The 20,561-nt window shown below is 48.2% G+C and carries 8 protein-coding genes; all 8 read right to left on the bottom strand.

What is annotated here, in order from left to right; genetic code table 11:
• Positions 1–37 precede the first annotated feature (37 nt).
• Positions 38–3,121 carry a hypothetical protein gene (locus ACOMG9_RS19475; protein ID WP_448218107.1) on the bottom strand — a complete coding sequence of 1,028 codons (3,084 nt, stop codon included), beginning with the start codon at positions 3,119–3,121 and terminating at the stop codon, positions 38–40.
• Positions 3,122–3,242: 121 nt separating this feature from the next.
• Positions 3,243–6,305, bottom strand: coding sequence for a hypothetical protein (locus tag ACOMG9_RS19470; RefSeq protein ID WP_448218106.1), 3,063 nt, complete (start codon positions 6,303–6,305; stop codon positions 3,243–3,245).
• A gap of 102 nt (positions 6,306–6,407) precedes the next feature.
• On the bottom strand, positions 6,408–9,542 hold the full coding sequence (locus ACOMG9_RS19465) for a hypothetical protein (protein WP_448218105.1): 3,135 nt from the start codon (positions 9,540–9,542) through the stop codon (positions 6,408–6,410).
• On the bottom strand, positions 9,496–12,594 hold the full coding sequence (locus ACOMG9_RS19460) for a SidE phosphodiesterase domain-containing protein (protein ID WP_448218104.1): 3,099 nt from the start codon (positions 12,592–12,594) through the stop codon (positions 9,496–9,498). The genes ACOMG9_RS19465 and ACOMG9_RS19460 overlap by 47 nt, the downstream gene beginning before the upstream one ends.
• A 125-nt stretch (positions 12,595–12,719) precedes the next feature.
• A complete protein-coding gene (locus ACOMG9_RS19455) occupies positions 12,720–15,863 on the bottom strand; it encodes a hypothetical protein (RefSeq protein WP_448218103.1) in 3,144 nt (1,047 codons plus the stop codon).
• Between the two features lie 238 nt (positions 15,864–16,101).
• Positions 16,102–16,323, bottom strand: coding sequence for a hypothetical protein (locus tag ACOMG9_RS19450; RefSeq protein WP_448218102.1), 222 nt, complete (start codon positions 16,321–16,323; stop codon positions 16,102–16,104).
• A 522-nt stretch (positions 16,324–16,845) separates the two neighbouring features.
• On the bottom strand, positions 16,846–19,905 hold the full coding sequence (locus ACOMG9_RS19445) for a hypothetical protein (protein ID WP_448218101.1): 3,060 nt from the start codon (positions 19,903–19,905) through the stop codon (positions 16,846–16,848).
• A gap of 339 nt (positions 19,906–20,244) precedes the next feature.
• The gene (locus ACOMG9_RS19440) at positions 20,245–20,523 is read right to left on the bottom strand and encodes a hypothetical protein (protein WP_448218100.1); all 279 of its coding nucleotides are present in this window, start codon (positions 20,521–20,523) and stop codon (positions 20,245–20,247) included.
• Positions 20,524–20,561: the final 38 nt, after the last annotated feature.

The raw sequence follows: 20,561 nt of genomic DNA, 5'->3' as shown, positions 1-20,561 counted from the left end.
AAAGTTCCATGTTCATAGTGGCATTATCATAGAAAGATCAAAGGATTTTATCGGTCTTTTCCTGCTGAGCATCAAGCTTCGCTTTCTTCTTTGGCACCAGCATTTTCCATTCTTTCCGGAAGCCATCGTTGTTAAGGTAGGGACGCTTCTCGCTGACCACGGCAATACCTCGCTGTTTCAGTACTCTTCGGGCTTTCTTCGAAAGCAGTGTTTTCTGCGTCAAGGTGCCCGTATTCATCCGTATACCTTCGCTCCTCAGCCGCTGCACCTCTTGCTCTATTGCCTGTTGTGTTGCCGGACTCAGCAGCGACGGGTCATGTTCATACTGCATCTTTTCCAACAGCGTCATTCCGGCCGGAATCGCTACCTGCTGGAGATCATACCAGCTGTTATGAATACCATAAGTGATCCCATTGTTTTGATCCGCCTTGCAGGTTCGGTGTTTGCCGTCTGAACAGACAATAATGCCGGCCTCCTGAGCGATTTTGCGCCGAACATTGTCGTCAATATACCGGTTCATTCTCTGCACTGGCTCAGTTGTCCATTCAAAGTTTTCAGAGATCTCTGAACCATTGCCAATCAGACCGTAGACGTGGGAGTAGTTTTTTTTGCGCTGATCTCGCAGTGGTCCGGTTACCTGCGCCAGATCAGCCGCACCGTGCATGGCGGCTTCCAGATGCCGTTGGAATTCAGTTTTGTTGTCAGTGTCGGAAGTAAACTGTTCGGTCAGCTGCGATGGTATGTCAAGACGTCTGGCGTCAAATCCCGAAGGTCGAGCCACCGTTAATCCGGGGAAATCAGTCCCAACCCCGCAACCACGGATAACGTCCATTCGATCCGCAAAGCGTAATATGCGCAGATACCAGCGCACGGACTCAGACAGGTTTTGCTGATCGACGCCCATGACATCGTTTTCCTTGCTGGTCATCGCCAGTGCCATATCCTTCAGTAGCTGTTCAGGGTAGTGCCCTGTCAGGTCCCGTTTGAAGTAATCAGCTGACGCTGATTCTTCCATTGATTTGTCAACATCTTCGGCAGCCGCGTCATGGTAGATAATGGCCAGAGACAGGAGTTCTTTTTCATCCGGTTTCAGGGAACACTGCTGAAATTTCTCCAGCAATTCCATATACCAGTGCCCATTATTCCTGGCTCTCAGGACATGGCTGCAACTGTGCATTGGTTTCCATACTGCTGGCATGATCTGTGTAAGGCTCTTGATGACTCTTTCCGGTCCCGGACGGCGGTAATAATGTTGCAATACTTTCACGATGGTTGCCTCATTATCGCCGACATTTTCAGGCAGGACCGGCGCTTTGCCGAAGGCGTCCACCACAAACTGTAATGCCTTGGTTCTTTCGGTTGCCAATGCTGTTGTCTGGTCGTGAGAAGCGTCCAGAGCGAGTGACTGCTTCAGATTGCTGATGTCCTCCTGAGCCTGCTGGACATGCTTTAGCCAATTCCGGTAGAGAGGATAGGTTTCCCGTTGCTCCCACAGATTTTCAATCCATTCGATGTAATCAGCCAGGGAAAAATCACCAATAACCTTCTTGCCTTTAGGGTAAAGCCACTCCAGATCGTCTTTAAGATCATTCAGAAAGTCTTGGTCCGGGATAGCCTTATAATGAAACAAGGCCAATAAGTGGGACTGAATATCTTCGAGGGTTGGAGCCAGCCTGGTTGTCACATAAAGTGATGCCCTGTTCAAACAGGCCTGATTTTGCAGTTGACTGTTGCCCCGACAGATTCGGTCAAATTCAACGATGCTCCCCGAGCAACTGATTAAAGGTAACCGACAGAGATGTTGCAGGTTCAGGAAGTCAAATGGAGCATAAGCAGCCACCAGACAATTGAATATGCCCACTGGCATTGCAGATTCATTCCTGGATGCCATATCGCTGATGAGTTCCAGACCAAATTCAGTCAGCCTTGTCCCGCTCTGCAAGAGCAGCTGAAAACATCGGTAAGCTTCTTCCTCCTGCTGCTTCCTGATTTGCTGTTCCTGAACATCATTGTGTCTATATACTTCGCTATGCATGAGAAAATCAAGCAAAGATCTAATACCCGCAATGTAAAAAAAAGGCTGCTCAACCGGCAAGCCATTACGTTTTAATTCCAGAAGCCGCTCGTAACTGTAACAACAGGGATTACTCAGCAGCTTGATGGCTTCTTGCAGATTGTGGACAAGATCCGGTGGGATGTTTAATTCTGAACTCAGTGCCTCCGCCCGCAAAGACATTGGCAGCAGATTTAACACGGCTCTGAAATTTTCTGAGGCTACGCCCCTTAAAAACGCAAAATCATTCAGAGAATGCTCATTTCTGGCCAGGTGTTTACTGTCCAGCTCATCGTCAAAATAGACCTCAACAGAACCTGTTTGGTGGCAATAAACGACCAGTGGCAAGGATTTAAGCTGCAATTCCTTTTCACACTCACGCTTTTCCAGCAGGATATCGGATATATTCATCTCCGCATCCTTGTAAACACACAAGCATTTGATGTCTTCTTTAGCGTATTTGGCGAGCACCAGTTCTGGGTAATCAATTGAGAAAAACTTCTCGCGGGGTTTCAATTTTGGCAAACTGAACGTCCCATCCGCTTGCAGATGCCCCGAGGTGAAACGAGGATAAACTCTCCAGATGATTTGATCGCCACGCTCAAGACGTCTATTGAGCAGAGATTGCAGATCAGGCAGTAGTTTTACTTGCAGTGTATCCGGACTAAAACCATGCTCCCTCGTCAGCCTTACAGTCCGTGCATCACGTTTATAGACGTACAGGCATTTTGGATCAACAATGCCCACCATCCAGTTACTATGGCCTTTCGACATACGTCTGGTAGGCATCATCCGCCCCGGCAGGGCGAGGGTGAAGGGTCTTGGTGCTCCCTTGCCTGAAAAGTAATCTATTTCATTCGTCAATGTAATGCTCCGAAATGCCAGGCACCCACTCTCAGCAGCCCGCAGTAGCTTTTGTCGTTCACACTCCCTGGGATGATGCGGTAGCCGTTTGCCAGTCGCTTCGCAGATTGTCCATTGGCCAGAGGTTGTTACCGACCGGGTGTCAAAGTTTGATTCGGGTTGAGATGGTGGACACTGACTCGCAGCGGTATGGGCAACATCCATGGTAGTACTCCTTTAAAATTTATTATTTACCTGCTTTCGTTTGGGGATTCTTTCGTTCTTGGAGTAACTGGCCGGTGAAAAGTTCCCTGCACGGCAACTGCGCATCCATGCAGTCGTGCTCTCAATCAAGCTTTGCCATCTTCTCTGGCACCCGCATTTCCCATTCTTTCGGGAGTTCGTCATTGGTAAAGTAGGGGCGTTTCTCGCTGACTACGGTAATGCCTCGCTGTTTCAGTACTCCCCGGGCTTCCTCCGAAAGCAGTGTTTCCTGTGTCAAGGTGCCCAGGTTCATCTGTATACCTTCGCTACTCAGCCGTTGTACCTCTTGCTCTATTGCCTGTTGTGTTGCCGGGCTCAGCAGCGACGGGTCATGTTCGTACTGCATCTTTTCCAGCAGCGTCATTCCGGCCGGAATCGCCACCTGCCTCAGGTCATACCAGCTGTTATGAATGCCATAAGTGATCCCTTTACTTTGATCAGCCTTGCAGGCCTGGTGGCTTGGGTCTGAACAGACAATGATTCCGGCCTCCTGAGCGATTTTGCGCCGGACATTGTCATCAATAAACTGGTTCATTCTCTGCACTGGCTCAGTGGTCCATTCAAAGTTTTCAGAGATCTTTGAACCATTGCCAATCAGACCGTAAACTTCGGTGTAGTTTTTTTTGCGCCAATCCCGGAGTAGTCCGGTTACCCGGGCCAGATCGGCTGCACCGTGCATAGCGGCTTCCAGATGCCGTTGGAATTCAGTTTTGTTGTCACTATCGGAGGTAAACTGTTCGGTCAGCTGTGATGGTATATCAAGACGTCCAGCGTCAAATCCCGAAGGTCGAGCCACTGTTAATCCGGGAAAATCAGCCCCAACCTTGCAACCACGGATAACGTCCATTCGATCCGCAAAACGCAGTATGCGCAGATACCAGCGCACGGAATCAGACAGGTTCTGCTGATCGCCGCCCATGACATCGTTTTCCTTGCTGGTCATCGCCAGTGCCATATCCTTCACTAGCTGTTCAGGGTAGTGCTCTGTCAGGTCCCGTTTGAAATACTCAGCTGACGTTGATTCTTCCACTGATTTGTCAACATCTTCGGCAGCCGCGTCATGATAGATAATGGCCAGAGACAGGAGTTCTTTTTCATCCGGTTTCAGGGAACACTGCTGAAATTTCTCCAGCAGTTCCATATACCAGTGCCCATTATTTCTGGCCCGCAGGACATGACTGCAACTGTGCTCTGGTTTCCACATGGTTGGCATGGTCTGACTGCCAAGGCTCTTGATGACTCGTTGTGGTCCGGGACGGCGGTAATAATGTTGCAATACTTTCAGGATGGTTGTTTCATTATCGCCGACATTGTCAGGCAGAATCGGCGGTTTGCTGAAGGCGTCCACCACAAACTCTAGTGCCTTTGGTGTTTCGGTTGCCAATGGTGTTGCCTGGTTGTGAGAAGCGTCCAGACCCATTGATTGTTTCAGATTCCTGATGTCCTCCTGAGCCTGCAGGACATGCTTTGGCCAATTCTGATACAAAGGATAGGTTTCCCGTTGCTTCCACAGATTTTCAAGCCATTCGATGTAATCAGCCACAGACAAATCACCAATAGTCTCATTGCCGTCAATGCAGTAAAGCTCCAGATCCTCTGCAAGATCATTCAGAAAGTCTTCGTCCGGGATAGCCTCATAATGAAACAAGGCCAATAAGTGGGACTGAATATGTTCGAGGGTCAGACCCAGCCTGGTTTTTGTACAAAGTGATACCTCTTTCAAACAGTCCTGATTTTGCAGTTGACTGTTGCCCCGACAGATTCGGTCAAATTCAACGATGCTCCCCGGGCAACCGATTAAAGGTAACTGACTGAGATGTTCCAGGTTCAGGAAGTCAAATGGAGCATAAGCAGCCACCAGACAATTGAATAGGCCCGCTGGCATTGCAGATTCATCCTTATATTCCATGCGGCTGATGAGCTCCACACCAAATTCAGTCAGCCTTGTCCCGCTCTGCAAAAGCAGCTGAAATAACCGGTAAGCTTCTTTCTCCTGCTGCTCCCTGATTTGCTGTTCCTGAAGCTTATTGTTTCTTAATATTTCACTATGCAGGAGAAGATCAAGCAAAGATCTGATTCCCGCCGTACGGAAAAAAAAGGGGGACTTAAGAGGCAGACCACTGAGTTTCAATGCCAGAAGCTGCTGGTAACTGTAACAAGAGGGATTAATCAACAGCTCGATGGCTTCTTCCAATTTATGCACAAGATTCGGAGGAATGGTTAATTCTGATGAACTCAGTGCTTTCGCCCGCAAAGGCATTGGCAGCAGATTTAACAGGGCTCTGAAATGTTTAAAGGCTATGCCTTGTGAAAACGCAAAATCATTCAGAGAATGCTCATTGCTGGCCAAGTGTTCACTGTGCAGCTCATCGTCAAAATAGACCTGAACAGAGCCTGTGCGGTGGCAATAAACGACCAGTGGCAAGGATCCAAGCTGCAACTCCTTCTCACACTCACGCTTGTCCAGCAGGATCTCGGATATATTCATCTCTGCATCCTTGTAAACGCAAATGCATTGGATGTCTTCCTTCCTGTAGTGGGCGAGTAACAGTTCCGGGAAATCATCTGTACGGGTACATGGACCAGATTTCAACTTTGGCAAACTGAACGTCCCATTCGCTTGCAGATGCCCCGAGGTGAAACGAGGATAAACTCTCCAGATGACCTGATCGCCACGCTCAAGACGTCTATCGAGCAAAGATTGTAGATGAGGCAGTAGTTTTACTCCCAGTTTATCCGGAGTTAAGTCAGGCTCTACCATCAGCTTCCTGGTAATCGCGTTACGTTTATAAGCATACAGGCATTGTGGATCAACAATGCCTACCATCCATTTCCCAAACCCTTTCCCAATGCGCGCGTTAGGCATCATCCTCCCCGGAAGGGCGAGGGTGAAGGGTCTTGGTGCTCCCTTGTCAGAAAAGTATTTTCTCTCTCTGGACAAATCAATGCGCCTGAGCGCCAGACGTCCACTCTTGGCAGCCTGCAGTAGCTTGTGCCGTTCACACCCCCTGGGATGATGCAGCTGCCGTTTGCCGGTCGGTTCGCAGACTGTCCATTGGCCAGAGGCTGTTACCGACCGGGTGGCAAAGTTTGATTCGGGTTGAGATGGTGTGCACGGGTTCGCAGCGGTCCGGGCGACATCCATGGTAATACTCCTTTAAAAATTATTATTTACCTGCTCTCGTTTGCAGGGATTTTGAAGTACTTAGAGTAACTGGCTGCTGTAAAGTTCCATCCCAGCTAATTTTTAAGGCAAGATCAGAGGATTTTGTCGGTCTTTTCCTGCTGGTTTGTCCTGAGCATCAAGCTTGGTTATCTTCTTTGGCACCAGTATTTCCCGTTCTTTCAGGAGGTCATCATTGGTAAAGTAGGGACGCTTCTCGCTGACCACGACAATACCTCGCTGTTTCAGTACTGTCCGGGCTTTCTCCGAAAACAGCGTTTCCTGCGTCAAGGTGCCCGTATTCATCCGTATACCTTCGCTCTTCAGCCGTTGCACCTCTTGCTCTATTGCCTGTTGTGTTGCCGGGCTCAGCAGCGACGGGTCATGTTCGTACTGCATTTTTTCCAGCAGCGTCATTCCGGCTGGAATCGCCACCTGCCCAAGATCATACCAGCTGTTATGAAGGCCATAAGTGATCCCTTTGTTTTGATCAGCCTTGCAGGCTTTGTGGCTGGGGTCTGAACAGACAATAATGCCGGCCTCCTGAGCCATTTTGCGCCGGACGTTGTCGTCAATAAACTGGTTCATTCTCTGCACTGGCTCAGTTGTCCATTCAAAGTTTTCAGAGATCCTGGAGCCATTGTCGTTCAGACCATAGATTTCGGTGTAGTTTTTGTTGCGCTGATCTGGAAGTTGCCCGGTTATTCGCACCAGATCAGCCGCGCCGTGCATGGCGGCTTCGAGATGACGTTGGAATTCAGGCTTGTCGTCAGGCTTGGAAGTAAAATCTCCAGTCAGCTGTGGTGGTAAGTCAAGACGTGTAGCGTCAAAACCCTGAGGTTGAGCCACTGTTAATCCGGGAAAGTCGGTCCCAACCCCGCAACCACGGATAACGTCCATTCGATCCGCAAAGCGTAATATGCGCAGGTACCAGCGCACAGACTCAGACAGGTTCTGCTCATCGCCAGCATTGACATCGTTTTCCTTTTTGATCATCGCCATGGCTATATTATTCAGCAGCTGTTCAGGGTAATGCCCGGCCAGGTCCCGTCTGAAATAAGAAGCTGACCTTGATTCCTCCACTGATTTTGGGACATCCTCGGCAGCCGCATCGTGGTAGATAATTGCCAGAGACAGGAGTTCTTTTTCATCCGGACTCAGAGAACGCTGCTGAAATTTCTTCAGCAATTCCATATACCAGTGCCCGTTATTTCTGGCCCGCAGGACGTGACTGCAGCTGTGCTTCGGTTTCCAGACTGTTGGCATGCTCTGTCTGCCAAGGCTCTGGATTACCCGTTCCGGTCCCGGCCGACGGTAATAATGTTGCAATACCTTCAGGATGGTTTTTTCATTATCGCCGACATCATCAGACAGGACTGGCGGTGCGCTGAATGCGCTCACCACAAACGCTAATCCCTCTGGTTTTTTGGCTGCCAATTGTGTCGCAAGCTTTTGAGAGTCGTTCAGACCGAGAGATTGTTTCAGGTCCGCGATGTCCTGCTCAGCCTGCCGGACATGATTTGGCCAATTCTGGTAGAAAGGATGCGTTTCCCTTTGCTTCCATAGTTTTTCAACCCATTGGATATAATCCGCCACGGAAAAATCATCAATAACTTTCTTGCCGTCGGGGTAATAGCAGTCCAGCGTTCGTTTAACTCTATACAGAGTCTCCAAGTCCAGGTCAGTATAATGAAAGAGGGCTAGTAAGCGGGTCCTGATAATTTCTAGGGGGCGAGAGTGTAAACAGACATCATAGAATACCTCTTTCATGCATTTCTGAAGTTGCTTTTGAGTTTGAGCCCGACAGATTCGGTGAAATTCAACGACGCTTCCCGGGCAATGGATTAAAGATATTCTGCGCAGATGTTTCAGGGTCAGACAATCAAATGGAGCAAAGGCAGCCACCATATAATTCATTGTGCTCGCTGGTATGACCGTTTGCATGTCATCCGCCATGGCGTGAATGCTTGAAATAGCAGTCCCCAGTCTTGCCCCGCTTTGCAGAAGCAGCTGAAGTAAGTGACAAGCTTCTCTCTCCTGTTCGGTTTGCTCCTCACCAGACCCATCGTTTCTGGACCTTTCGGAAACCAGCAAGATGTCAAGTAAAGATCGAACCTTTCCTTCGTAAAAAAAATCCAGGTGAATTGGCAAGCCACTTTCTTTTAATTTCAAAAGCCCCTCATAATTGTAAGAACGAGGATGACTCACCAGCTTGATGGCTTGTTGCATTTTGTGCACCAGGTTCGGTGGGACGCTTAATTCCGAACTCAGTGCCTCTGCCCGCAAAGACATTGGCAGCAGATTTAACAGGGCTCTGAAATGTTCCGGGGCTATGCCCTGTGAAAATGCAAAATCATTAAGAGACTGCTCATTCCTGGCCAATTGTTTACTGTCCAGCTCATCATCAAAACAGACCTCGACAGAACCTGTGTGATGGCAATAAACAGTCAGAGGCAAGGATTTAAGCTTTAATTCCTTTTCACACTGACGCTTGTCCTGCAGGACATCAGCAATATTCATCCCTGCATCCTTGTATACACAGAAGCATTTGATGTCTTCTTTGCCGTAGCTGCTGAGCACCAGTTCCGGGTAATCAAGTGAGCGGGCGACATCGTCGGGTTTCAATTTGGGTAAACTGAACGTCCCGTCGGGCAGCAGATGTCCTGAGGTGAAACGGTGAGGATAAGTTCTCCAGAAGGCTTGATCAGCATGCTCAACAAGTCTACCGAGCAACGATTGCAGATCAGGCAGTAATTTCACTCTCAGAGTATCCGGAGTTACGTCAGGCTCTGCCAAAATCCGTCTCGTGGATGCGTTACGTTTATAGAGGAAGAGGTATTGTGGATCAACAATGCCTACCATCCATTTACCATACCTCTCCGGCACGGGCTCGGTAGGCACCATTCCCCCTGGCAGGGCGAGGGTAAAGGGTCTTGGTACTCCTTTGCCCGAAAAGTAATGGTCTTCTTTAGTCAACTCAATTCGTCGGAACGCCAGAAGCCCACTCTTAGCGGCCCACAGTAGCTCTTGTCGCTCTGACTCTCTGGGGTGGCAGGGTAGCAGCTTGCTGGTTGATTCGCAGACTGTCCATTGGCCGGAGGCAGTTGCCGAATGGGTGTCATAATTTGCTCGCCAGGGAGCCACCGCCCGTAGACGAATTTCAATAGAGGGATCAAAGGATTGCACATGCACGCCCCGCTGGCGCATTCTGCTGAGCATTAAGCTTTGGCACCAGTATTTCCGGTTCTCTCGGGAAGCCCTCGTTGCTGAAGTAGGGACGCTTCTCGCTGACCACGGTAATACCACGCTTTTTCAGCACTTTTCGGGCTTTCTTGGAAGCCAGTGTTTTTTGAGTCAAGGTGCCCAGATTCATTCGTATCCCTTCGCTCTTGAGCCGCTGTATCTCGTTCTTCAACGCCTGTTGTGTTGCCGGACTCAGCAGCGACGGGTCATGTTCGTACTGCATCTTTTCCAGTAGCGTCATTCCGGCTGGAATCTCAACCTGTCCCAGATCATGCCAGCTGTTGTGAATACCACGAATGATCCCTTTTTTCTGATTAGCTTTGCAGGCTTTGTGGCTGGGATCTGAACAGACAATAATGCCAGCTTCCTGTGCCATTTTGCGTCGGACATTGTCGTCAATAAACTGGTTCATTCTCTGCAAAGGCTCGGTTGTCCATTCAAAGTTTTCAGAGATATTGGAGCCACTGTCGTTCAGGCCATAGACTTTGGTGTAGTTTTTTCTGCGATAATCCTGAAGTTGCCCGGTTACCCGCGCCAGATCAGCCGCACCGTGCATGGCAGCTTCCAGATGACGTTGGAATTCACTCTTGCTGTCAGGCTCGGAGCTGAACTCTTTAGTCAGCTGCGCTGGTAAGTCAAGACGTGTAGCGTCAAAACCCGGAGGTCGAGTCATTGTTAAACCGGGAAAATAAGGCGCAACCCCAAAACAACGGATAACGTCCATTCGATCCGCAAAGCGCAATATGCGCAGATACCAGCGCACAGGGTCAGGCAGGTTCTGTTCATCTTTACCATTGACATCGTTTTCTTTGCTGATCATCGCCATTGCCATATCAGCCAGCAGCTGTTCAGGGTAATGCCCGGTCAGATCCCGTTTGAAGTACTCGGCTGACCTTGTTTCTTCCGCTGATTTGTCGACATCTTCGGCAGCTGCATCATGGTAGATAATTGCTAGAGACAGGAGTTCTTTTTCTTCTTTGCTCAGGGAACACTGCTGAAATTTCTTCAGCAATTCCATATACCAGTGCCCATTATTTCTGGCCCGCAGGACATGACTGCAACTGTGCAGGGGTTTCCACACTGCTGGCATGGTCTGTCTGCCCAGACTCTGGATCACCCGCTCCGGTCCCGGTCGGCGGTAATAATGCTGCAATACCTTCAGGATGGTTTTTTCATTGTCGCCGACATTATCTGGCAGGACCGGCGGCTTGCTGAAGGCTTCTACCACAAACTCTAATGCCGCTGGTGCCGTGGCCGCCATGGGTGTTGTCGATGTACCAGAATCGCCCAGACCGAGTGATTGTTTCAGATTCTCTATGTCCCGATGAGCCTGTTGAACATGCTCTGGCCAATTCTGGTACAAAGCATGTGTTTCTCGCTGATCCCATAGTTTTTCAAGCCAGTTGATATAATCATCCTGAGAAATACCCGCAATTACTCCATTACCTTTGGGATATTCCTTCTGCACATAGGATTCAAAAGATTTCAGAACGTTTTTGTCCAGAGAAGCTCCGAAGTGAAACAGGGCCAGCAAGAGAGACTGGATGGTGTCGAGAGAAGGGAGAATACGATCATTCAGATATTGCCGTAATAACTGTTCCAGAGTGTCCTGGCGTTGCGGTTGGCTTAGCCCCCGGCAAATACGGTCAAATTCAATAACGGCTCCCGGACAGGCGGTCAAGGTGATCCTCCTGAGATGAAGCAGAGTCAGGAATTGAAATGGTCTAAAGGCAACCAGCATACAATTCATTATGCCCGGTGGCATTGTACAAGAGAGAGAGTCATCCATCCGGTAAATGAAGCTCAAGCACCACTTTTTCGGCAGACTTGCCCCACTTTGCAAAATCAGCTGAAACATTCGGTAGGCTGTTTCCTCCTGTTTCTGAGTTTGCTCCTGATCAGTTTGTTCGTTTCTGAACATTTCCTGAGTCAGGAGCATTTCAAGCAAAGATTGAAAACGTCCTTTATGAAAAAAAGGCTGGTGAATGGGTAAGCCACCCTGTTTTAATTTCAGAAGCCCCTCGTAACTATAACAACGAGGATTTTGCACCAGCGTGATCGCCTGTTGCAATTTGTGCTTGGCATCTGGTGAGACGGTTAATTCCAGACTCAGTGCCTTTGTCCGCAAAGACATTGGCAGCAGATTCAACATATCTCTGAAATTTTCCGGCGCTATGCCCTGTGAAATCGCAAAATAATCCAGAAAATCCTCATTCCTGGCCAGGTGTTTATTATCCAGCTCATCATCAAAGTAGACCTGAACAGAACCTGTGCGGCAGCAGTAAACAACCAGAGGCAGCGGGTCAAGTTCCAATTCCTTTTCACACAGACGCTTGTCACGCAGAATCTCGGCAATATTTGTCTGTGTATCGTTGTATGCACAGAAGCATTTTATGTCTTCTTTGCCATATTGGGTGAGCACCAGTTCCGGGTAGTCGAGTAAAGGGGTGACATTGCCGATTTTCAATTTTGGTAAACTGAACGTTCCATCCTCTTGCAGATGTCCCGAGGTGAAACGATGAGGATAAGCTCTCCAGAGGACTTGATGGCCATGCTCAAGACGTCTAAGAAGTGATGATTGCAGATCAGGCAGTAGTTTTGCTCGCAGCGTTTCCGGAGTGGCGCTTGAATCTATCAGCAAACGTGAAGTAGCTGCATCATATTTATAGGCATACAGGCATTTTGGATCAACAATGCCTATCATCGATTCACCAAAATCCGTTTTTTGCATGGGCCTGGTGGGCATCATTCCCCCCGGCAGGGCGAGAGTGAAAGGCCTTGGTGCCCCCTTACCCGAAAAGTATTCTTTTTCTTTATACAAATCAATTGCCCGGAGCGCCAGGCGTCCAGTCTCTGCGGCCCGTAGTAGCTCTTGTCGCTTAGACTCCCTGGAAGGACCGGGTAGCAGCCTTCTGGTCGATTCGCAGACTGACCATTGGCCAGAGGCCGTTACCGACTGGGTGTCAGACTTTGATTGCGTGGGAGGGTAAGGGTTTGTGCTGGTTCCCGTTCCCTGGGCAACATTCATGGTAATACTCCTGTAAAACTTATTACTTACCTGCTTTCCTGTGGGGCTACCTTTTTTTGGAGTCACTGGCTGGCAAAAAGTTCCAACTGGCTGGCAAAAAGTTCCACTTTGACTTCATAGCGAGATCAAAGGACTGAGCACGTCCACCCTTCTGGCGCATTTTGCTGGGCATCAAGCTTTGCTCTCTTCTCAGGCACCAGCATTTCCCGTTCTTTCGGGAAACCTTGGTTGGTAAAGTAGGGACGCTTCTCGCTGACCACAGCAATACCCCGCCGTTCCAACACCTTTCGGGCTTCCTCCGAAGTCAGTGTTTTTTGTGTCAAGGTGCCCGGATTCATCCGAATACCTTCGCTCCTCAGCCGTTGCAGCTCTTTCGCTAATGCTTTTTGTGTTGCCGGGCTCAGCAGTGACGGGTCATGTTCGTACTGCATCTTTTCCAGCAGCGTCATTCCGGCAGGAATCGTCACCTGCCTGAGATCATACCAGCTGTTATGAATACCACGAGTGATCCCTTTTTTCTGATCCGCCTTGCAGGCTTTGTGGCTGGGGTCTGAGCAGACAATAATGCCGGCCTGCTGAGCCATTTTGCGGCGGACATTGTCGTCAATAAACTGGTTCATTCTCTGCAAAGGCTCGGTTGTCCATTCAAAGTTTTCAGAGATATTGGAGCCACTGTCGTTCAGGCCATAGACTTTGGTGTAGTTTTTTTTGCGATAATCCTGAAGTTGCCCGGTTACCCGCGCCAGATCAGCCGCACCGTGCATGGCGGCTTCGAGATGACGCTGGAATTCAGTCTTGTTGTCAGGCTCGGCGGTAAAATCTCGAGTCAGCTGCGCTGGCAGGTCAAGACGTGTAGCGTCAAAACCCAGGGTTCGAGTCACCGTTAATCCGGGAAAATCAGCCCCAATCCCACGGCAACGGATAAAGTCCATTCGATCTGCAAAGCGTAATATGCGCAGATACCAGCGCACAGAGTCAGGCAGGTTCTGTTCATCCTTACCCTCGACATCGTTTTCCTTGCTGACCATTGCCAGCACTATATTCTCCAGCAGCTGTTTGGGGTAGTGCCCGGTCAGGTCCCGTTTGAAGTACTCGGCTGACTTTGTTTCTTCCACTGATTTGTCAACATCTTCGGCAGCAGCGTCATGGTAGATAATCGCCAGAGACAGGAGTTCTTTTTCTTCTTTGCCCAGAGAACACTGCTGAAATTTCTTCAGCAATTCCATATACCAGTGCCCATTATTCCTGGCTCGCAGGACATGACTGCAACTGTGCAGGGGTTTCCACACTGCTGGCATAGACTGTCTGCCAAGGCTCTGAACCACTCGTTCCGGTCCCGGACGGCGATAATAATGCAGCAATACCTTCAGGATGGTTTTTTCATTGTCGCCGACATTATCTGGCAGGGTCGGCGGCTTGCTGAAGGCGTCCACCACAAACTTTAATGCCGCCGGTGCCTGAGCTGACAATGCTGTTGCCGATGGGCCAGAATCGACCTGATCGAGAGATTGTTGCAGGTCCTTGATGTCCCGCTCAGCCTGCCGGACACGCTCTGGCCAATTCTGGTACAAAGAATGTGTTGCTCGTTGATCCCACAGTTTTTTAAGCCATGTGATGTAATCATCCGCAGAAAAATCAGCAATAACTTTCTTACCTTCAGGATATTCCTTACGCAAATAGGATTGAAAAGAGTTCAGAAAGTTTTTGTTCAGGGAAGCTCCGAAGCAAAACAGGGCTAGCAACTGAGACTCGACGGTGTCGAGAGTGGGGCGGTAACAATCGTTCAAATGTTGCCGCAATATCTGTTCCAGAGCGTCCTGCCGTTGCTGTTGACTAAGCCCCTGGCAAATGCGGTCAAATTCAACAAGGGCTCCCGGACAGGTGGACAAAGCGATCTTCCTGAGATGGAGCAGAGTCAGGAATTGAATGGGTCTAAAGGCAACCAGCATACAATTCATTATGCCCGGTGGCATTATATAATGGTCAAATCTGTCCATTCGGTAAATGAAATCCAGGCACCACTTTTTCGGCAAACTTGCCCCACTTTGCAAAATCAGCCGAAACATTCGGTAGGCTGTTTCTTCCTGTTGCTGAGATTGCTCCTGAACAGAGTTTTCGTTTCTGATCATTTCCAGAACAGTGTTTTCGTTTCTGATCATTTCCTGAGTCAGGAGCATTTCAAGCAAAGATTCAAAATCTCCTTCCTGAAAAAAAGGCTGGTGAATTGCCAAGCCACTCTGTTTTAATTTCAGAAGCTCCTCGTAACTGTAAAAACGAGGATTAGTGACCAGTTTGATGGCCTGTTGTAATTTGTGACTGGCATCTGGAGAGACGGTTAATTCCGAACTCAGTGCCTCTGTCCGCAAAGACATTGGCAGTAGATTCAACATGGCTCTGAAATTTTCCGGGGCTATGCCCTGTGAAATCGCAAAATAATCCAGAGAATCTTCATTCCTGGCCAGGTGTTTATTGTTCAGCTCATCATCAAAATAAACCTCAACAGAACCTGTGCGATAGCAATATATAACCAGAGGCAGGGGGGATTTAATCTTCAATACCTTTTCACACTGACGCTTGTCCCCCAGGATCTCGGCAATATTTATCTGTGCATCTTTGTATGCACAGAAGCATTTGATGTCTTTTTTGTCATATTGGGTGAGCACCAGTTCCGGGTAGTCGAGTAAAGGGGTGTCATTGTCGGATTTCAATTTTGGTAAACTGAACGTTCCATCCTCTTGCAGATGTCCTGAGGTAAAACGATGAGGATAAACTCTCCAGATGACCTGATTGCCATGCTCAAGACGTCTATTGAGCGATGATTGCAGATCAGGCAATAGTTTTGCACGCAGTGTTTCCGGAGTGACGCCGGGCTCTATCAGCACACGTCCAGTAAATGCATCACATTTATAGACATACAGGCATTGTGGATCAACAATGCCTACCATCCATTTACCAAAATCTGCTTTTGGCATGGGCCTAGTGGGCATCATTCCCCCCGGCAGGGCGATTGTGAAGGGCCTTGGTGCCCTCTGACCCGAGAAGTAATCGTTTTCTATATTCAATCTGATTCGCCGAAACGCCAGGCGTCCAGTCTCAGCGGCCTGCAGTAGCTCTTGTCGCTCAGACTCCCTGGAAGGACCAGGTAGCAGCCTGCTGGTCGATTCGCAGACTGTCCATTGGCCAGAGGCCGTTACCGACTGGGTGTCAGACTTTGATTGTGTGGAAGGGTAAAGGTTTGCAGAGGTTCCCGTTCCGTGAGTAACATTCATTCGAAATATCCAAAATTAATATTTACCACTTTCGTAAAGGTGATTTCTGCGCTTTTAGAGTGACTGGCTGGAAAAAAGTTCCATGATCGAGGGGGGAGAGTATGAATTCACATAGTACCTCTTTAATGAATTGTTGTCGTTGCTCTTGACTGGGTTTCCGGGTGGATGGTCAATCAAATTTATGGTTGTCCTTGTTTCTTCTTCTTTTGCTTTTCTGAAGTAATTGTTTGGTATCAGGTTATTTTAATTTTTTCATAATTTCTTCACAAATAGGAAAAATTGTTTTAAATAATTCCTCGTTATCCTTCCCTGCTTTGTCTGGGTGTATTCTTAATAACAGCTTTTTATATTTTTTCCTGAACTCATCTCTGCTTGGTATTCCTTGTATTTTAAAATCGGATAAGTTGGGGGCAATTAATAGACGATTGTACCTCTCAAGTAACTGAGCTCTGTCACTCATTTCAACAGATTCATAAGTTTTGTATGAGTTATCTGACCCTGACGAACGGCTATCAGATTCAGCCTCAGACTCTGAGCAATAACTGCGATCAGATCCGTAAACAGTTTTTGTTGACGAACGGCAACCAGTCTCAGAGTAAGATGTTAACCCTGAAAAACTGTAGCTTTCAGATTTAAAACCGGTCTTTTTTGACGAATGACTATCAGTTTCGGAACTCGATGAGATTATTCTTTCAGAAACCTTTGTCTGTTTTTGATGCCTTCCATACTTTTTTGGTATTTCCTTTTTTTTCTCCCTATTGTCAGGTTCATCTTCCCTTAGCCGAAATGAGGAGCGTATACCGGCTTTGCTGCCATATTGAACTCCTGTTCATTAAATCACCCGGGACCGGCTCATTGCGAATGGCCCCGATAGTTAGAGTGATTAACTGGGAAAAAGTTCCGGCAAGGTCCTATTACCCGAAGCGGCATGGACTTTATAGCAAGATCAAAGGATTGTTCATGCCAACCTGCTGGCGTGTTCTCAATCAAGCTTGGCTATCTTTTTTGGCACCAGCATTTTCCGTTTTCTCGGGAAGCCATCGTTGTTAAAGTAGGGACGCTTCTCGCTGACCACGATAATACCGCGCTCCCTCAGCACTTTTTGGGCTTCCTCCGAATACAGCGTTTCCTGGGTCAAGGTGCCCGGGTTCATCCGTATACCTTCGCTCTTCAGTCGCTGCACCTCTTGTGCTATGGCCTGTTGTGTTGTCTGGCTGAGCAGCGAAGGGTCATGTTCGTACTGCATCTTTTCCAGCAGCGTCATTCCGGCCGGAAGCTTTACCTGCCCCAGGTCATACCAGCTGTTATGAACACCATAAGTGATCCCTTTGTTCTGATCCGCCTTGCAGGCTTGGTGGTTGGGGTCTGAACAGACAATAATCCCGGCCGCCTGAGCGATTTTGCGCCGGACATTGTCGTCAATAAACTGGTCCATTCTCTTTACTGGCTCAGTTGTCCATTCAAAGTTTTCAGAGATCTTTGCGCCATTGTCGTCCAGACCGTAGACTTGGGTGTGGTTTTTTTTGCGCTGATCAAGAAGTTGCCCGGTTATCCGCGCCAGATCAGCCGCACCATGCATGGCGGCTTCCAGATGTCGTTGGAATTCACTCTTGTTGCAAGACCAGGAGCTAAACTCACTGGTCAGATGTGATGGTAAGTCAAGACGTGTAGCGTCAAAACCCAGAGGTCGAGTCACCGTTAATCCGGGAAAATCAGCACCAACCCCGCAACCACGGATAACATCCATTCGATCTGCAAAGCGTAATATGCGCAGATACCAGCGCACAGCGTCAGGCAGGTTCTGCTCCTCTTTACCCTTAACATCGTTTTCTTTGCTGACTATCGCCTTTGCCATATCAGCCAGCAGCTTTTCAGGGTAGTGTCCGGCCAGATCCCGTTTGAAATAATCAGCTGAGCTTGATTCTTCCGCTGATTTGTCGACATCTTCGGCAGCCGCGTCATGGTAGATAATCGCCAGCGACAGGAGTTCTTTTTCTTGTTCTTTCAGGGAGCACTGCTGAAATTTCTCCAGCAATTCCATATACCAGAGCCCATTATTTCTGGCCCGCAGGACATGACTGCAACTGTGCAGTGGTTTCCACACGGTTGGCATGGTTTGCATGCCAAGGCTCTGGATCACCCGTTCCGGTCCCGGACGGCGGTAATAATGTTGCAATACCTTCAGGATGGTTTTTTCATTATCGCCGACAAGATCAGGCAGGACTGGCGCTGTGCCGAAGGCGTCCACCACAAACTTTAATGCCGCTGGTGTTTCGGTTGCCAATGGCGTTGCCAGATTGTGAGAATCGTCCAGACCGAGAGATTGTCTCAGATCTTTGATGTCCTGCTGAGCCTGCCGGACACGCTTTGGCCAATTCTGGTAGAAAGGATATGTTTCCCGTTGCTCCCATAGTTTTTTGACCCATTTGACATAATCAGCCACGGGAAAATCATCAATGATATTTTCATCTTCTTCGCAATACCTATCGAGATAGGATTCAAGACTATCCAGAACGTTTTTGTCCACGGAAATCTGGTAATGAAACAGGGCCAATAAGCTGAGCTGAATATGTTTGAGGGTTATATTCCAGAGAGTTACCACATATTTTAATACCCTTCTCAGGCAATCCTGCTGCTGCCGTTTACTGAGACCGCGACAGATACGGTCAAATTCAACGACGCTTCCCGGACAGCCGGTCAAAGGGTACCACTTGAGATGTTCCAGAGTCAGGAACTCAAATGGAGCAGAGGTAGCCACAAAACAATCGAATATTCCAGCCGGGATTACAGGTACGCGGGGACCATCCATGTTCTTAATGCGATAAAAATACTCCTCCAGCCTTGCACCGCTGCGCAGAAGCAACTGACATAAGCGCCGGGCTTCGTCCTCCTGTTTCAGGGTCTGCTCGTGTTCTGGCTGGTCGTTTCTGGACACTTCGGAATCCAGCAGCATGCCAAGTAAAGATTGAACTTTTCCTTTATGAAAAAAACACTGGTGAATTGGCAAGCCACTTTGTTTTAACTCCAGAAGCTTCTCATAACTGTAAACAAAGGGATCACTTACCAGCTCGATGGCCTGTTGTTGTTTGTGTATGACATCCGGATCAACTGAGACGGTTGATTCCGAACTCAGTGCCTTTGCCCGCAAAGACATTGGCAGCAGATTCAAGATGTCTCTGAAATGGTCTGGAGCCAAGCCCTGTGAAAACGCTAAATCATCCAGAGATCGCTCATTCCTGGTCAGATATGGACTGTCCAGCTCATCAGCAAAATAGACCTGTACAGAACCTGTGCGGTGGCAATAAACAACCAGAGGCAAAGGTCCGGTCTTCAATACCTTTTCACACTGGTGCTTGTCCTTCAGGATGTCGGAAATATTTATCTGTGCATCCTTATATACGCAAAAGCATTTGATGTCTTTTTTACTGTATTTGTTGAGCAACAGTTCCGGGAAGTCAAATAAGCGGGTGCCATCGTCGAGTTTCAATTTTGGTAAACTGAATGTCCCATCCGCTTGCAGATGGCCTGAGGTGAAACGATGAGGGTAAATTTTCCAAATGATCTGATTGCAACGCTCAAGACGTACATCGAGCAATGATTGCAGGTGAGGTAGTAGTTTTATTAACAGTTGTTCCGGAGATTTGCCGTACTGGAGGTATCTGGTCTCTGCATCACGTTTATAGACATACAGGCATTCTGGATCAACAATGCCTACCATACATTGACCTAACCCTTCTGGCATGGCCTCATTGGGCATCATTTCCCCCGGCAGGGCGAGAGTGAAGGGTCTTGGTGCCCCCTGAACTGAAAAGTAATTGTCTTCTTCAGTCAATTTAATTCGCCGGAACGCCAGGCGTCCACTTTCAGCGGCCAGCAATAGCTTATGTCGCTCAGATTCCCTGGAAGGATCGGGCAGCAGCCTGCTAGTGGATTCGCAGACTGTCCATTGGCCAGAGGCCTTTACCGACTGGGTGTCAGACTTTGATTGAGGGGGTGAGTACAGGCCCGCAGAGGCTCCTTTGCCTTGTTGGACTGGATTCATAGTAATATTCCTGTAAAACTTATCATTTACCCACTTACTTATGGAGGTCTTCCTTTTTTAGAGTAAATGGCTAGCAGCCTGTCGGACTTAAGCGTCCGTAGCGAGGATTGCAAGAAATTGAGGATAAAAATCTCTGTTTCTGAGGAGAATAGCGAGCTATTTGACGAAGAAACAGAGATTTTTAGACCAATTTATTGCAACCGCACGACTGCATGGATGCAGGAGCTAGAGCAACGCAGGAGCAGTTGCCGTGTAGGACAGTCTTAAGTCCGACAGGCTGCTGCGAAAATTTCCGTCAGGTTCTTACTGCCCTCAATAATAGTTTTTAACAAGAACTTGTTATTGTGATATTGCAATTAACGCTTTTTCATAAAACATCGAGAGGGTTCCAAAATAAGGGGCATCAGGATCATTATCCAAAAACCTTTTAATATTTTCTTCACCTTTTATATTTCTGCTCAAAAGCGCTTTCGAAAGCACTTCAGCATCCTTAACCAATGTATTCCTGAGGCTTTGCAGAAAGCTGGGTTCATAGCGTGGGTGTGATTTAATAAATTCGTCCAATTTCGCATGAAATACAGAAGAGCCAACATTGTTTGCAGTGCTTGTAGGGTTCATAAAAATACTCCGTTATCAAGTTATCCTATTTAGTTAGA

This window comes from Endozoicomonas sp. PH6C (assembly GCF_059322965.1).
The sequence above is the reverse complement of the archived record's forward strand: the minus strand, read 5'-3'. Positions and strand labels throughout refer to the sequence as shown.

Bases quoted from the DNA above. Each gene is read 5' to 3' on its own strand.
- ACOMG9_RS19465 (WP_448218105.1), bottom strand. From the start codon at position 9,542: ATGCTCAGCAGAATGCGCCAGCGGGGCGTGCATGTGCAATCCTTTGAT.
- ACOMG9_RS19450 (WP_448218102.1), bottom strand. From the start codon at position 16,323: ATGAGTGACAGAGCTCAGTTACTTGAGAGGTACAATCGTCTATTAATT.
- ACOMG9_RS19460 (WP_448218104.1), bottom strand. From the start codon at position 12,594: ATGAATGTTGCCCAGGGAACGGGAACCAGCACAAACCCTTACCCTCCC.
- ACOMG9_RS19470 (WP_448218106.1), bottom strand. From the start codon at position 6,305: ATGGATGTCGCCCGGACCGCTGCGAACCCGTGCACACCATCTCAACCC.
- ACOMG9_RS19445 (WP_448218101.1), bottom strand. From the start codon at position 19,905: ATGAATCCAGTCCAACAAGGCAAAGGAGCCTCTGCGGGCCTGTACTCA.
- ACOMG9_RS19440 (WP_448218100.1), bottom strand. From the start codon at position 20,523: ATGAACCCTACAAGCACTGCAAACAATGTTGGCTCTTCTGTATTTCAT.
- ACOMG9_RS19455 (WP_448218103.1), bottom strand. From the start codon at position 15,863: ATGAATGTTACTCACGGAACGGGAACCTCTGCAAACCTTTACCCTTCC.
- ACOMG9_RS19475 (WP_448218107.1), bottom strand. From the start codon at position 3,121: ATGGATGTTGCCCATACCGCTGCGAGTCAGTGTCCACCATCTCAACCC.